Raw genomic sequence first — 14,650 nt, 5'->3', positions numbered from 1 at the left:
CCTTCGGCGCCCCAACCACCCCGCCGCTGCCGATTTCCGTTCGCCTAGACTGGGTGGCAGGACCCTGACCCCCACCGAAGCGGAACCCCATGAAAAAGATTTTCACGATGCTCGCCGCCGCGGCCCTGACCCTGGCGTCCGCGGGCTGCTCCACCGGCTCCGGGGAGGGCGGCGCCTCCCCTTCCGCCCCTGCGGCTTCGTCCTCGCCTTCGGCCACCGCTGCTTCGCCGTCCGCTTCGCCGGTCGCCCTGGCGGAGGACTTCCCGTCCACCCTTATCCCCGTCATGGATGGCGCAGAAATCCTTTCCAACACGGTGGACCAGGCAAACGGAACCCTCACCGCCGTCCTGGTGGAATCCTCGGACGCCCCGGCCGCGGAAATCCTTGCCTTCTACGACGCCAAGCTCACGGCGCGGGGATTCTCCGCCGCGGAGGCGGCGCCCGGCTCCCCCTCCTCACGCGACTATGTCCGGACCGGTGACGGTGATCCCGAAACCGTCAACATCACCGTTATCGCAGCCGAGGACAACGGACCGGCAACGGTAACTGTCGGCGCGACGCTGCTCGCAGAAACGGCGGGCTAGCCATGCCTGTTACCCCCGCTGAGTCCGCAGCGGAAGAACAGAATGCGTACCGGAGCCGGCTTGGCACCGAGCTCGACGAATTCCTCGCGCTCCAGCACGCCGTCCTCGCCGAAATCTCGGCCGAGGCGCTGCCCCTGCTGGATGCCGTGCACAATCTTGCCCGCGGAGGAAAGCGGCTGCGTGCCCTGCTGGCCTACTGGGGCTGGCGCGGCGCCGGAGGGGCCGCCCTGCATCCGGAAGCCGTCCGGGCCGGCGTGGCACTGGAACTGTTCCAGAGCGCCGCGCTGATCCACGATGACATCATTGACCGGTCCGACACCCGCCGGGGCGGGCCGAGTGTCCACCGCACCTTCTCCATGGCGCACGCGGACTCCGACTGGTATCTGGACGGATCCCATTTCGGTTCGTCGGCCGGCATCCTTGCCGGCGACCTCTGCCTTTCCCTCAGCGAGGAAATGTTCTCCGCCGTGGGCCCGCGCGCTTCGCACGGAACCGAAGCACGGCGGATCTTCAACCGGATGCGCACCGAGGTCATGGCGGGGCAGTATCTCGACATCCTGGAAGAGGTCGTCGGCCCCGGACACGATCCCGAGCATGCCGTGGTACGGGCCCTGAACATCCTCCGTTACAAGGCCGCGAAATACACCACGGAACATCCCCTGACACTTGGCGGCGCCCTGGCCGGCGCGGAACCCGACCTTCTGGCCGGGTATTCGCGCTTCTCCCTGCCGCTGGGCGAGGCCTTCCAGCTTCGCGACGACGTCCTCGGCGTGTTCGGCGACCCGCAGACCACGGGCAAGCCGGCCGGGGATGATCTTCGCGAGGGCAAGCGCACGGTCCTGATTGCCTATGCCCTTTCCCGCGGCAGCGAGAGCGCCCGGAAGGAGATCACGGCTCGGCTGGGCGATCCGGACCTCGACGACGACGGCGTGGCCCGCCTGCGCGGAATCCTGCTGAAGACGGGGGCACTGGAGGCAACGGAGGAACTGATTTCCCGGCACACGGAAACAGCTTTTTCCGCCCTTGCCGCGCTCCCCCTTGATGATGTTTCCCGGGCTGCCCTCGACGCCCTGGCACACTCGGCAGTAAGGCGCAGCGCTTAACTCCACATTAATAAGTGTGCATATAAAAATAAGGAGCTGTCCGTCATTGACGGACAGCTCCTTATTCGGATGTCACGGCAGTTATTACCAGCCCAGCGCCTGGGCCCGGCGGCGGATTTCCGTCTTGCGTCCCTCGCGGAGGGCGTCCACGGGGCGCCCGGGCAGGGTGTCGTCGGCGGTAAACAGCCACCGGATCATCTCGTCGTCCTGGAAGCCTGCATCGTGGAGCACGGAAATGGTGCCCTTCAGGCTGTCCAGCACGGAGCCGTCGGAGATGAAGGCAGCGGGGATACTGCGGATCTTCCGCTCGCCGAGGCGCACGGCCACAAGGGCGCGCTCCTCCAGCAGGCTATGCACCTTGTTTATAGGGAGATCAAGTTGTTCAGCCACATCGGGCAGGGTCAGCCAGTCGGAAACGAGTTCCTCGAGTTCATTCACCCTTCAAGGGTGCCACGTCCGGGGCAGGGCAGGCCACTTCGCCCGGCTGGAGCGGAACGGCAGCGTCAAAAGTCCGTCCCGGGTATTGTGCCCGCCCTTGGTTAGTGTAAATTCACATGAGTACCTGTAATCACATGAGTAACTAACACAACATCCGTCACTACAACAACAGTAGTAATACCCGTTCCATTACTTGTTATAAATCCCGGGATTTGCAGTAAGGGACCGGCCACACAGATGAGGAAACATCACTATATGAACACTCAGTCGACGACGGGATCGCAGGCAGTGCGTCCCGGTGCCACCGGAATGCCGCGCAAACTGAGTGTTGCCGTGACGACCGCCGCCATACCCGCAGTGATGATGTCCGCCCTGGCCCTCGCTGAGCCGGCTGCCGCAGCCCCTGTTACTCCGCAGAACACCCTGTTCCCCCAGCTTCCCCTGCAGGCCATCAAGAACCTGAACACGGGTGCGGCCACCGGCGTCAGCGCCGCACAGCTGGCGACGCAGATTCCCGCGACCCTCCCGGCCGAGTCGTCGGTTCCCGAAACACACCGGATTGTTTCCGGTGACACGGTCAGCTCCATCGCCGCCCAGTACGGTCTTTCCGTGACCGAACTCCTGCGCGTGAACAACCTGCAGCCGACCTCGCTGATCTTCGCCGGTGACGACCTGCGCCTGGGCGGAGGGGCAGCCGCACCCGCTGCACCTTCAGCCGCCGCCACCGGCACCTACACAGTGGTCTCCGGCGACACATTGAGTGCCATCGCCGCGAAACACGGTGTGAGCCTCTCCAGCATCCTCGCTGCCAACAACCTGACGCTCACCTCCGTTATCTACCCGGGCCAGACCATCCGGCTCAGCGGCCAGGCCCCCGCTCCGACCTCTCCCGACCAGGGCCAGACCGCGCCCGGCACCGGAGGCAGCTACACCGTCGCCGCCGGCGATACCCTCAGCGCCATCGCGGCCAAGCACGGAGTCAGCCTCTCGGGCATCCTCGCATCCAACGGCCTGAACGCGTCCTCGGTCATCCGTCCCGGACAGCAGATCCGCGTTGACGGCAGCACGGTCAGCGTCACGGCGTCCGCGCCCGTCTCGGCACCGACTGACCTGGTGCCGAACACTTTCCTGCACTACACCTACCCGGAGCACACCGTCGCCGATGCCAACCGGAACAAGCAGACGCTGAACTCGCTGCCGGTTCCCGACCGCGCACAGATGCAGCAGATCGTTGCCGATACGGCCGTGCAGATGGGCGTTGATCCTGCCCTGGCGCAGGCCTTTGCCCTCCAGGAATCCGGTTTCGACCAGCGCGCCGTCTCCCCCGCCAACGCCATCGGCACCATGCAGGTCATTCCCTCCTCCGGAGAGTGGGCCTCGCAGCTGGTGGGCCGGCAGCTGAACCTGCTGGATCCGTACGACAACGCAACGGCAGGCGTGGCCATTATCAGTGCCCTGATCCGCAGCAGCGACAGCTTGGAAACGGCCATTGCCTCGTACTACCAGGGACAGTACTCGGTGACCACCCACGGCATGTTTGCCGACACCCGCGCCTATGTAAGCTCGGTGCTTGCCCACCGCGCCTCCTTCCGGTAGCACGCCGGGGTGCCGCGAAAGGGTCCGGGTCGGGTGTCGATCCGGACCCTTTCGCGTACCGCCATTAGGATCGAAGGGTGCATGAGCCCGTGAAAGACTCCCTCGTTGAGACGCTGGTAGACGACCGTTACTTCGTCAGGTCCCTGGTTGCGCGTGGCGGAATGTCCAGTGTTTACCTCGCTACCGACCGCCGCCTCGACCGCGACGTGGCCCTGAAGGTGCTGTACCCGCACCTTGCCGCCGACCGCGGTTTCCTGAGGCGTTTTGAAAGCGAAGCCAAATCCGCGGCACGACTCTCGCACCCGCATGTGGTGGGCGTCCTGGACCAGGGCATCACCGACGACCTGGCCTACCTCGTGATGGAGTACGTACCGGGACGGACCCTGCGCGGGCTGATGGACGAGCGCGGCCCGCTGTCGCCGCGCCTCGCCCTCGCACTCATGGACGCAGTAGTCGAAGGACTTGCCGCAGCGCACGACGCGGGCCTGGTCCACCGTGACGTTAAGCCGGAGAACGTGCTCCTTGCAGACAACGGCCGGATCAAGATCGCCGATTTCGGCCTGGCCCGCGCCGTTTCCACCAGCACCAACACCGGGACCCTCGTGGGTACTGTCGCCTACCTGGCGCCGGAACTGGTGACGGCGGGCGGTGCCGACGAACGCAGCGATGTCTATTCGGCCGGCATCATGCTGTATGAGATGCTCACCGGCCGCCAGCCCTTCACCGGGGATTCCCCCATCCAGGTGGCCTTCGCACACGTCCACTCCTCGGTTCCCGCGCCGTCGGCCCTCTGCCCCGGGCTGGCGGAGGACCTGGATGACCTGGTCCGCTGGTGTACCGCCAAAGACCCCGAGGAGCGTCCGGTCAACGGCCGCGCCCTGCTCGGCGAGCTGCGCCACATCCGCACCTCCCTGAGTGACACAGAGCTTGACTTCCGCTGCACTCCGGCACCGGACCGCAGCCCGGCCGCAGGCGGCTCCCCCACCGAAACGCCGGCCGGCGCCACGGAAGTCCTCGCGGGTACAGGCGCAGCCACCAGCGTCATCGATACGTCAGGGGCTGGCCAGGACGAAGCCGGCGGCCATGCCACCGAAGTCATCCAGCGCAGCGACAACGCCACCACCGTATTCCCCTCCGGCAGCGCCTCCGGTTATCCCGGCGACGGACCCGGCACGGGCGGCTACCCGGACGACGAGGATGAAGACTCCTACCAAGACGGTGACGATGACGACGGACATGACCATGACGGCCCGGGTCCGCAGCGGCGTTTGAACAAGCGCGAGGAACGGGCCCTGCAGCGGCGCAACGACCGCGAAGCCCACCGCCCGCAGGTATCCCTGCGCAGCGGCAAACCGCGCCGCCGCGGCATCCTGCTGGCCGTCCTCCTGACGGCACTGCTCGCAGCAGTTGCCTTCGCCGGCTGGTTCTTCGGCGCGGGTCCCGGTGCCCTCGTATCCGTACCGGACGTCAGCAACATCGGCGCGGAGGAAGCCGGGGCGGAGCTGGGCGAGGCAGGGCTGACCTACACCACCGACGAGGTGTTCGACGAAGTGGTGGCAGCGGGGATGGCCGTGGGGACTGATCCTGCCGCGCCGCAGGAGGTCCGGCGATTTCAGCCGGTGACCCTGCTTGTCTCCAAGGGTCCGCAGCTTTTCCCGGTGCCCAACGTGGTCCAGCGGACCCTTGAAGCCGCCGAAGCGGACCTGTTGGACGCAGAACTTACCCTCGGTGCGGTTACCGAGGAATACAGCGAAAGCATTACCGTCGGAAGCATTATCCGCCAACAGCCCTCTCCCGACACGCTGCTGCGGCTGGGCACCCAGGTGGACGTCGTCGTATCCAAGGGACCCGCACCGGTTGAGGTTCCCGCGGTCACCGGCCTGAGCGAGGATGACGCAGTGAAAGCCGTCGAGGACGCCGGCCTGTCCGCTGCCGTCGCCGAGGACAGGGTCAACAGCGCCTCCGTACCCGAGGGCGCAGTGGTTACCCAGACGCCGGAGTCCGGTCTGCTGGAACGGGGTTCCACCGTCACCCTGACCATTTCACTCGGGCCACGGATGGTGGAGGTCCCCAACTACGTGGGCCAGCGTGCCGAGGCCGCACGGGCGGATCTGGAAAGCCGCGGTTTCACCGTGGAAGTGGAGAACCTGCTGGGCGGCCTGCTGGGCCTGGTCCGGGACCAGGAGCCGGGTGCAGGAACCGCCCCCGAGGGCTCCACCGTCATCCTGAAGGTGGTGTAGCCCGGGGGCGGTCCGCCCGGTCAGCTCCTGCGGGAGAGCGCGCCCGCTACCAGGAAGGCCATCTCCAGGGACTGCATGTGGTTTAGACGCGGGTCGCAGACGGATTCGTAGCCCTCCGCAAACGCCTCCTGGTCCACGGGGTCCGCGCCGCCCAGGCACTCCGCGACGTCGTCACCGGTCATTTCGACGTGCAGGCCGCCGGGGAAGGTACCCAGCGAATCATGCACCTCGAAGAAGCCCCGTACCTCGTCCATTACGTCGTCGAAGTTGCGGGTCTTGTAGCCGTTCGGCGACGTGACGGTGTTGCCGTGCATCGGGTCCGTCACCCAGAGGACCTGGGCACCCGAAGCGGTCACCTTCTCCACCAGGGGCGGCAGCTTTTCGCGGATGTTCCGGGCACCCATCCGGGTGATGAACGTCAGCCGTCCGGGTTCCCGGTTCGGATCCAATTTCTCGATCAGGGCCAGGGCGTCTTCGGCACTCGTGGACGGGCCGAGCTTGACCCCGATGGGATTGCGTACCCGGGAGAGGAAGTCCACGTGCGCGGAATCGAGATCCCGGGTCCGCTCCCCGATCCACAGGAAGTGTCCGGAGGTGTCGTACGGCTGGCCGGTACGGGAGTCCACCCGGGTCAGGGCACGCTCGTAGTCCAGGAGCAGGGCCTCGTGGCTGGCGAAGAACTCGACTCGTTCCAGTGCTTCGAAGTCCGCCCCGCAGGCATCCATGAACCGTACCGCCCGGTCGATTTCCCGGGCCAGGGATTCATAGCGGGAGTGCGCCGGGTTGGAGGTGAACCCCTTGTTCCAGTGGTGCACGAGCCGAAGATCGGCAAATCCGCCCTGGGTGAAGGCCCGGATCAGGTTCAACGTGGATGCGGACGTGTGGTACGCCCGCACCATCCGCGCAGGGTCGTGCCGGCGGGACTCGGGAGTGAAGTCATAGCCGTTGACCATGTCGCCGCGGTAGGCAGGCAGCGTGACGCCGTTCCGGGTTTCGTCATTGGATGAACGGGGCTTGGCGAACTGGCCGGCCATGCGCCCCATCTTGATCACCGGAACGGAGGCGCCGTACGTCAGGACCACGGCCATCTGCAGCAGTGTCCGGACGCGTGCACTGATCTTGTCGGCCGTGGCGGCCTCGAAGGTTTCGGCGCAGTCGCCGCCCTGCAGGAGGAAGGCGCGGCCCTGCGCCGCCTCGGCCAAACGGCTGCGGAGCACGTCCACTTCGCCTGCAAACACCAGCGGCGGCACCATCGACAGCTCGGCAACGGCCGCGTCATACCCCGGATGGTCCCGCCAGGACGGCTGCTGCGAAATCGGCAGCGAACGCCAGTTATCCAGCTCGGGATGGCTTGCGGACGTCGCCGCCGCGCCGGAAAGCGTGGTGGGAATGGACTCGCGGTGTACGGAAATGTCAGTCACGGCTTAAGCGTACTTGCTGCCCCGCAGGAGCGAGCAACACCGTCACAATTGCCACGGAAGCACGCAATACGGGCAATTTAGAACCCTCCCGGCGGACCTAGCCTGCCTGGGAACGGGGGCCCGCCTCGCGGTCGCCGCCGTCGGCGCGGGCACCGTCGGCATCGGTTTCAGACGCTGCGGTCCCGCCCGTGCGGGCACCGTTGGATCCGGCGTCGGCAGGAGCGCCGCCGCTGGCCGCCCGGGCACCGTTGGCGCCGGGCATCCGGCGGCGGAGCTTCACCCGGCGGGGAGTCCCGGTGCCGGCGGCGCCGGCCTCGTCCACCGGCGTCGGGGTACTCCTTTTGCCCTTGACCGGCGCCGAACCGATGACGGTCACCGAACCAGGGGGCCGGCTGCCCGGCTCAACGGGCAGCTCAGGGCTGCCGGACGGGGTTCCGGAACCGGAACCGGTGCCGGGTTCGCTACCGGCCGTAAGGCGAACGGCCGCGCCCCGCGCTTCGGCAGCTTTGCCTCCCTTGCGTGCTGCCAGCTTCTCCTTGACCGTACTGGCATACACATCCACGTATTCCTGGCCCGAAAGACGCATGAGTTCGTACATGATCTCATCGGTGACGGAGCGCTGGATGAACCGGTCATTCTCCAAACCGGCGTACCGGGAAAAATCCAGGGGCTCGCCCACGATGATGCCGATGCGGCGGATATTCGGGATACGGCGTCCAATGGGCTGGACCTTATCGGTTCCGATCATCGCAACGGGAATCACGGGCACACCGGTGGAAAGCACCAGCTTGGCAACGCCTGTCTTGCCCCGGTAGAGCCGGCCGTCCGGGCTGCGGGTACCTTCGGGGTAAATGCCCAGGAGTCCGCCGTTCTCCAGGACGTCGACGCCGGCCTTGAGCGAGGTCGCGGAGGCTGCACCCCCGGAACGGTCCATGGGCAACTGGTTGGCGAGCCGGAAAAACGCGGCGGTGAGCTTTCCCTTGATGCCTTTGCCGTTGAAATAGTCGCTCTTCGCGAGGAAGCTCACCGGACGCGGCACGGCGAGCGGAAGGAAGATCGAATCGGAGAACGAAAGGTGATTGCTCACCAGGACCGCAGGCCCGGATTCGGGAATGTTGTCCATTCCCTTGACCCATGGCCTGAAGAGAAGATTCACCACCGGCCCGATGAATATCGTCTTCATCACCCAATAGAACACGCGGCTTGATCTCCCGTCCGGACAAGACAATTACTAGGGACCCGATTGGTTCCCCAGACTCTACTGTATGCGCGCTGATCTCCGCTGGTTAACTTTGCGCGTACCGGGCCCGCGGAGAGTTTCCCCCCGGCGGGGTCCAAAAGGAGCCCGCTAATGCAACCATAGACACATGACTCCCCTCCCCGGCACAGACGCCTTCCACTCCGAGGGGCACGGCCCCAACGCGGACGTAGGCGTGCTCCTCAGCCACGGATTCACCGGATCCCCGGTGAGCATGGCCGCGTGGGCGCGTTACCTCGCGGACCGCGGATACGCCGTGAGCCTCCCGCTGCTGCCGGGCCACGGAACCAGCTGGCAGGAACTGGCACGCACGCCGTGGCAGCGCTGGTATGAGGAGTACGACAACGCGTACTCCGCCCTGCAGGAGCGGACCGGCTGTGTCGTATCCGCCGGCCTTTCCATGGGCGGGGCGCTGGCGCTGCGGCTGGCGGCGCGCCGGCCGGTGGCCGGGGTCGCCGTCGTTAATCCCGGCCTGACGTTCGGTGATCCGCGTGCCCGGTACTCAGGCGTGCTCAAGTACTTCATGAAGTCGGTGCCCGCCATCGGCAACGACATCGCGCTTGAAGGACAGGATGAGGGCGCGTATGCCCGGACGCCGGTGGGTGCCGTACATCAGCTGGGAAGGCTCTTCCGCGATACCGCCGCCTCGCTGCCGGCGGTCACCGCGCCCGTGCTGGCCTTCCGTTCACGGGTGGACGCCGTGGTGCCGGAGTCAAGCATGGAGCTGCTCCGCCGGCGCCTCGTGAACGCAGAACTTGAAGTGGTACCGCTGGAAAACAGCTACCACGTCGCCACCATGGACCACGATGCGCCGTTGATCTTTGAACGGTCGCATCAATTCATCCAACGCGTCAGTGCCGGGGTGCGGGCATGAGTGAACGCGAACCGGAACACAACGAGTCGACGGACGAGGAAGTCTGGCTGGACCTGGTGGCCCGGCTCGAGCACATGGACGCCGCCGATCCGGTGACACCGGAGCCGGGCCCTGTCCCCGGGGAGGCCGGTACGCACGAAACCGACGGCGGGGAGGCCGGAAAACAAGGGCCCGCCCCCGACGCGCCGGCACCGTCTGCGGCCGAACGCACCCGCGCGATTTTCCAGAACCAGCCCCTGGCAGCCGCAGGACCGCGGGACTACACAGCGGAGGATGAAGGGAACGACGACGGTTTCGTGCCGCCCGAGCCACCGCCGCTCGGTATGGGCGAGCCGCTGGTGGTGCTCAGCTGGCTGGGGACACTGGCCGGGCCCCTGCTGCTTCTGGTGTTTGCGATGTTCTGGCGGGACGCTCCCCTGGCAGTCGTCCTGGGAACCGTTGCGGTCTTCGCAGGATCGGCCGGATACCTGCTGTTCCGCCTACCCCAGCACCGCGATGAGGGCGACGACGGCGCCGCCGTCTAGGTGCAGCGTTTCGGCTTCCCGGCCGTGCGGCTCAACGGCAGGCGGCTCAATGGCGGACGGTTCAACGGCGCGCGGCGATCCGCGACAGGTCGGCCGCGCCGATCATTCCGGCCGCCGGTCCCAGGGCGGCCCGCTCCATTCGGGCTGCCGGGCGGAATCCGCGCCCGGTGAGGTTCCGGGCAAAGGACCGCCGTGCAGGCTCCAGCAGCAGGTCACCGGCATCGCTGAGTCCGCCGCCAATGACGAACATCCCGGGGTCAAGGGCCGCCGCCAGGTTTGCCAGGCCCAGGCCCAGCCACTGGCCCACTTCGTCCAGCAGTTCCACGCACGCCGGATCGCCGTCGAGGGCAAGGCGGGTCACGACGGTGCCCGTTACCTGGTCCGCATTGCCGTCCACGGCCCGGAGCAGTTCGGAGGCCACCGGCGAGTTGGCCGCCGCCAGTTCCCTGGCTTCCCTGCCCAGGGCGTTACCCGATGCGTACTGTTCCCAGCAGCCGCGGTTGCCGCATTCGCAGCGGTGCCCGCCGGGCATGATGATCTGATGGCCGAATTCGCCCGCCACCCCGTACCGGCCGCGTTCGAGGCGGCCGTCGACCACCATTGCCCCGCCGATTCCGGTCCCCAGGGTGACGCAGACCATCCTGTTCTCCCCTGCGCCGGCACCGAACCGGTACTCCGCCCAGGCGGCCCCGTCGGCGTCGTTGACCAGGAAGACCCGCCGGCGCAGCAGCCGCTCCAGGTTCTCCCGGAGGGGTTCGTTGCGCCACGCCAGATGGGGGCTGAACAACACGGTGCTGCCCGCGAGGTCCATCCACCCCGCCGCGCCGATCCCGACGGACCAGACGTGGTGCTCGGCGGAGAGTTCCCGGACCAGGTCGACAATGACGGCTTCGACTTCCCGCGGATCCTGTCCGGGGGTCGATCGGCGGGCCTGCCGCAATACCCGGCCGTCCCCGTCCACCAGACCGGCAGCGACCTTCGTTCCGCCGATATCGATTCCGATGGCCAGCCCGCGCCTGCGCATCCGATTCGGCAGCCGCATCGGCCTGCGGGTCCGGAAGGGTTCCGCCGCCGGCAGCCGGCGCTGGAGCGGGGTGGAAAGCGGGCGGGAAAAGGGTGCTGGGGTAACTTGACGCATCAGAAACCTATTCTAGGGAAACGGCAAGAGGGGCGACGCGTTCGTTATCTATCCGCAAGGTTACCGGCGGGTACTAAAATGTGATCTAGGTTATAGGCTGAACATGCCTACGGGCCTACCGGATATCAAAGGAGCTATCGTGCGAGAATTCAGCGTTCCCGTCCTAGCGGAGTCCCCGCCGCAGACAAACATCACCACCATGCTGCTCGACCAAGCGGCCAAGCCCAGCAACCCCGCACTGTTTGCCGTCCGGAACGGCCAGGGCGATTGGCAGCGGATCAGCGCAACCGACTTCACCAAGGACGTCCGGGCGCTGGCGAAGGGCTTCATGGCCAGCGGTATCAAGGCAGGCGACCGTGTGGCCATCATGTCCCGGACCCGGTACGAGTGGACCCTCGTGGATTTTGCGCTCTGGTTTGCCGGCGCCGTGTCGGTTCCGGTCTACGAGACCTCCTCCCCTTCCCAGGTTGCCTGGATCCTCAGCGATTCCGGCGCCGTCGGCATCGTGGTCGAAGCGGCCCGGCACGAGAACGTGGTCCGCGCAGCGGCGGCCGATGAAGACCTTTCCCTGGTAGCGAATGTCTGGCAGATGGACGGCGGCGGACTCGACACGCTGCGTGCCGACGGCGCTTCCGTGAGTGATGAAGATCTCGAGGTTCGCCGCTCCACTGCCCGGATGGACGACCTGGCCACCATCATTTACACCTCGGGGACCACGGGCAAGCCGAAGGGCTGCGAACTGACGCACGCCAACTTCGTCAACCTTTGCCGCAACTCCGAGCTGGCTGAGCCCGAAGTGGCGCCCGAAGGCTCACAGACGATCATGTTCCTGCCCCTGGCGCACGTCCTCGCCCGCTTCATTTCCGTCCTCAGTGTCTCCACCGGTGCCACCGTGGCGCACACCCCCGATGTCAAGAATCTCCTTCCCGACCTGCAGAGCTTCAAGCCCACCTTCATCCTGGTGGTTCCCCGTGTCCTAGAGAAGGTCTTCAATGCCTCCATGCTGAAGGCCGAGGACGGCGGCAAGGGCAAGATCTTCTCCGGGGGCGTCGCGACCGCCGTCGCCTGGTCGAAGGCGAAGCAGGAGGGCAAGGTTCCGCTGAGCCTCACCCTGAAGCACGCCCTCTTCGACCGCCTGCTGTACGGCAAGATCCGCGAAGCCATGGGCGGCAACGTGAAGTACGCCGTCTCCGGCGGCGCTCCCCTGGGTGAACGGCTGGGACACTTCTTCCACGGCATCGGCCTGCTGGTGCTGGAGGGCTACGGCCTGACCGAAACCACGGCTCCGCTCACCACCAACACCCCGCAGCTCGTCAAGCTGGGCACGGTAGGTGCACCCCTGCCGGGGAACAGCGTGAAGATCGCCGACGACGGCGAGATCCTGGCCAAGGGCATCAGCGTGATGAAGGGTTACTACAACCGCCCTGAACTCATGGACGAGACGTTCACTGACGGCTGGTTCCATACCGGCGACATCGGCGAACTCGACGCGGACGGCTTCCTGAAGATCACCGGCCGCAAGAAGGAAATCATCATCACCGCCGGCGGCAAGAACGTTGTCCCCTCCCAGCTGGAGGATTCCATCCGCGCCGATTCCATCGTGTCCCAGTGCGTGGTGGTCGGCGATGCGAAACCGTTCATTTCGGCGCTGATCACCCTGGACGAAGAAGCCCTCCCGGGGTGGCTCGGACGCCACAAGCTGCCCGCCACCATGACGGTGACCGAGGTAGCCAAGACCGATGAGCTGCAGAACGAACTGCAGGCCCTGGTGGACCGCGCCAACAAGAAGGTCTCCGCCGCCGAAGCGATCAAGAAATTCCGCGTGGTACCGACGGACTTCACCGAGACCAGCGGACACCTGACGCCGTCGCTGAAGATCAAGCGTGCCCAGGTGCTGCGGGACTTCTCGGATGTCATCGACGACATCTACAGCGGGCAGCGGGTCTGATTCTTCTCCGCCGGGCAGGAACCCACTCTCCTAGAGACGGTTCCTGCCCGGCCTTTCCTTTGTGTTCAGCGAAAGCAGGGCGTTTTCGACCACCTCGCTGAGCGCCGGGTGGATCCAGTACTGCCCGCGGGCCATGGTGGCCGCGTCCAGCCCGAACTCCATCGCCTGCACCAGGGGCTGGATCAGCATGGAGGCCTCGTGTCCCATGATGTGGGCGCCCAGCAGCCGTCCGCTGTCCTTCTCCGCCAGCAGTTTCACGAATCCGGTGGAGTCCTCCATGGCCCAGCCGTACGCCGTCGACCCGTATTCCTGCACGGCGAGGGCCAGTTCGACGCCGCGGGCTTCGGTATCGGCCAGGGCTTCTTCCTCCGTCATCCCGACACTGGCGATCTGCGGGCTGCTGAAGACGGCGGCGGGCACAACCCGGTGGTCCATGGGACGCAGGTCTTCGGGATGCACCAGGTTGTGCGCCACCACGCGGGCCTCGTGGTTGGCTACATGCTTGAGCTGGTAGGGGCTGCTGATGTCGCCCAGCGCCCAGATCCCGGGTGCCGGGACGCCTGCTGCGAGCACACGTCCGTAGCTGTCCACCGCCAGGCGCCCGTCTTCGGTGACGTCGAAACCAGCCGCAGCGGCGTCCAGCCGGTCCGTGTTCGGGGTTCGGCCGGTCGCCACCAGCACCAGGTCCACCTCCAGCGCCGATTCCCCGGCCGGACCCGAAAGCACGGCATGCACGGACCCGTCAGCGTTTTCCGTCAGTGAGTCCACGGTGGTGTTTAACTCGAGGTTCCACTGCTTGGAAGCCTCAGCGGTAAAGCGCTCGGACACGGTGTCGTCGAGGGAGCGAAGCAGCGCCCCCGACCGCACGGCTACGGTGACATCCGAGCCGAAGGCGGAGAAGACGAACCCGAACTCGGCAGCGATATACCCGCCACCGATGATCAGCACCCGCTCGGGCAGATCGTCGATGCGCATCACCGTGTCCGAGGTATGGACCTTCGGCAGGTCCATCCCCGGCGTATCCGGCAGGACCGGACGGGAACCTGCGGCCACGACAATCTGGTCGGCCGTGATTTTCTCGCCGGATGCGGTCACGAGGGCGTGCGGGGAGACGAAGCGGGCGTATTCGCTGTAGAGCGTGACGTTCTCGAGTTCCTCGTCGCGGTAGCGGCGCCCGCCGTCGGAGATGGCGTCGATCCGTGCGAAGACCCGGTCCCGGATATCGCGCCACCGCACGCCCGCGGACACCGTGTCCACGCCCAGCCGCGCACCGTCGGCTGCTGCCGCCGCCAGCTGGGCGGGATAGACGAACATCTTGGTCGGGATGCAGCCGACGTTCAGGCACGTACCGCCGAACGTACCGCCGTCGATGATCGCTACCTTTTTCCCGTCCCAGTCCGGGGTGATGATCGAGTTGCCGGAGCCGGAACCAATGATGGCCAGATCGAAGTGAGTCACGCTCACCAGTCTATGCAGTCAACGGCCGGCGTTCATTTCGAGCCGTCCGGGCCGGTGTGCACCGGCCC

At 66.4% G+C, this 14,650-nt stretch carries 11 protein-coding genes and 1 pseudogene; 7 read left to right on the top strand and 5 right to left on the bottom strand.

Going from position 1 to position 14,650, the window contains the following annotated elements; translation table 11 throughout:
- Positions 1 to 89 precede the first annotated feature (89 nt).
- Positions 90 to 584 (top strand): hypothetical protein, encoded by a 495-nt coding sequence (locus AC5RT8_RS00275; protein ID WP_494093709.1) that lies wholly within the window; start codon positions 90 to 92, stop codon positions 582 to 584.
- Between the two features lie 2 nt (positions 585 to 586).
- Positions 587 to 1,687, top strand: coding sequence for a polyprenyl synthetase family protein (locus AC5RT8_RS00270; protein ID WP_494093708.1), 1,101 nt, complete (start codon positions 587 to 589; stop codon positions 1,685 to 1,687).
- Positions 1,688 to 1,771: 84 nt separating this feature from the next.
- On the opposite strand, the gene AC5RT8_RS00265 is transcribed toward AC5RT8_RS00270, so the two are convergent.
- Complete coding sequence (locus AC5RT8_RS00265; protein ID WP_494093707.1) at positions 1,772 to 2,125, bottom strand: Rv2175c family DNA-binding protein; 354 nt, start codon at positions 2,123 to 2,125, stop codon at positions 1,772 to 1,774.
- Positions 2,126 to 2,380: 255 nt separating this feature from the next.
- Here AC5RT8_RS00265 and AC5RT8_RS00260 point away from each other — a divergent pair, with 255 nt between their 5' ends.
- Positions 2,381 to 3,721, top strand: a complete 1,341-nt coding sequence (locus AC5RT8_RS00260) for a LysM peptidoglycan-binding domain-containing protein (RefSeq protein ID WP_494093706.1) — start codon at positions 2,381 to 2,383, stop codon at positions 3,719 to 3,721.
- 89 nt (positions 3,722 to 3,810) lie between these two features.
- Positions 3,811 to 5,961 (top strand): Stk1 family PASTA domain-containing Ser/Thr kinase, encoded by a 2,151-nt coding sequence (locus AC5RT8_RS00255; protein ID WP_494093705.1) that lies wholly within the window; start codon positions 3,811 to 3,813, stop codon positions 5,959 to 5,961.
- Positions 5,962 to 5,981: 20 nt separating this feature from the next.
- Here the strand turns inward: AC5RT8_RS00255 and AC5RT8_RS00250 are convergent, their stop codons facing one another.
- Together AC5RT8_RS00250 and AC5RT8_RS00245 are read right to left on the bottom strand one after the other, a co-directional pair.
- Positions 5,982 to 7,352 carry a class II 3-deoxy-7-phosphoheptulonate synthase gene (locus AC5RT8_RS00250; RefSeq protein WP_494094505.1) on the bottom strand — a complete coding sequence of 457 codons (1,371 nt, stop codon included), beginning with the start codon at positions 7,350 to 7,352 and terminating at the stop codon, positions 5,982 to 5,984.
- A gap of 540 nt (positions 7,353 to 7,892) precedes the next feature.
- Positions 7,893 to 8,580, bottom strand: a pseudogene (locus AC5RT8_RS00245) (lysophospholipid acyltransferase family protein); the annotation flags it as partial.
- Positions 8,581 to 8,749: 169 nt separating this feature from the next.
- Here AC5RT8_RS00245 and AC5RT8_RS00240 point away from each other — a divergent pair.
- Both AC5RT8_RS00240 and AC5RT8_RS00235 read left to right on the top strand, forming a co-directional pair.
- Positions 8,750 to 9,514, top strand: a complete 765-nt coding sequence (locus tag AC5RT8_RS00240; protein ID WP_494093704.1) for an alpha/beta hydrolase — start codon at positions 8,750 to 8,752, stop codon at positions 9,512 to 9,514.
- Positions 9,511 to 10,038 carry a hypothetical protein gene (locus AC5RT8_RS00235; protein ID WP_494093703.1) on the top strand — a complete coding sequence of 176 codons (528 nt, stop codon included), beginning with the start codon at positions 9,511 to 9,513 and terminating at the stop codon, positions 10,036 to 10,038. Before AC5RT8_RS00240 ends, AC5RT8_RS00235 begins: the two co-directional genes overlap by 4 nt.
- A gap of 61 nt (positions 10,039 to 10,099) precedes the next feature.
- Here the strand turns inward: AC5RT8_RS00235 and AC5RT8_RS00230 are convergent, their stop codons facing one another.
- The gene (locus AC5RT8_RS00230; protein ID WP_494094504.1) at positions 10,100 to 11,080 is read right to left on the bottom strand and encodes an ROK family glucokinase; all 981 of its coding nucleotides are present in this window, start codon (positions 11,078 to 11,080) and stop codon (positions 10,100 to 10,102) included.
- Positions 11,081 to 11,315: 235 nt separating this feature from the next.
- Here AC5RT8_RS00230 and AC5RT8_RS00225 point away from each other — a divergent pair, with 235 nt between their 5' ends.
- Positions 11,316 to 13,124 (top strand): AMP-dependent synthetase/ligase, encoded by a 1,809-nt coding sequence (locus tag AC5RT8_RS00225; RefSeq protein ID WP_494093702.1) that lies wholly within the window; start codon positions 11,316 to 11,318, stop codon positions 13,122 to 13,124.
- 30 nt (positions 13,125 to 13,154) lie between these two features.
- Here the strand turns inward: AC5RT8_RS00225 and AC5RT8_RS00220 are convergent, their stop codons facing one another.
- Positions 13,155 to 14,582 carry a mycothione reductase gene (locus AC5RT8_RS00220; protein WP_494093701.1) on the bottom strand — a complete coding sequence of 476 codons (1,428 nt, stop codon included), beginning with the start codon at positions 14,580 to 14,582 and terminating at the stop codon, positions 13,155 to 13,157.
- Positions 14,583 to 14,650 lie beyond the last annotated feature (68 nt).

The organism is Arthrobacter sp. Ms25, from assembly GCF_059090365.1.
This window is presented reverse-complemented; position numbering and strand designations above follow the sequence as displayed.

Bases quoted from the DNA above. Each gene is read 5' to 3' on its own strand.
- AC5RT8_RS00275 (WP_494093709.1), top strand. From the start codon at position 90: ATGAAAAAGATTTTCACGATGCTCGCCGCCGCGGCCCTGACCCTGGCG.
- AC5RT8_RS00270 (WP_494093708.1), top strand. From the start codon at position 587: ATGCCTGTTACCCCCGCTGAGTCCGCAGCGGAAGAACAGAATGCGTAC.
- AC5RT8_RS00260 (WP_494093706.1), top strand. From the start codon at position 2,381: ATGAACACTCAGTCGACGACGGGATCGCAGGCAGTGCGTCCCGGTGCC.
- AC5RT8_RS00240 (WP_494093704.1), top strand. From the start codon at position 8,750: ATGACTCCCCTCCCCGGCACAGACGCCTTCCACTCCGAGGGGCACGGC.
- AC5RT8_RS00235 (WP_494093703.1), top strand. From the start codon at position 9,511: ATGAGTGAACGCGAACCGGAACACAACGAGTCGACGGACGAGGAAGTC.
- AC5RT8_RS00230 (WP_494094504.1), bottom strand. From the start codon at position 11,080: ATGCGGCTGCCGAATCGGATGCGCAGGCGCGGGCTGGCCATCGGAATC.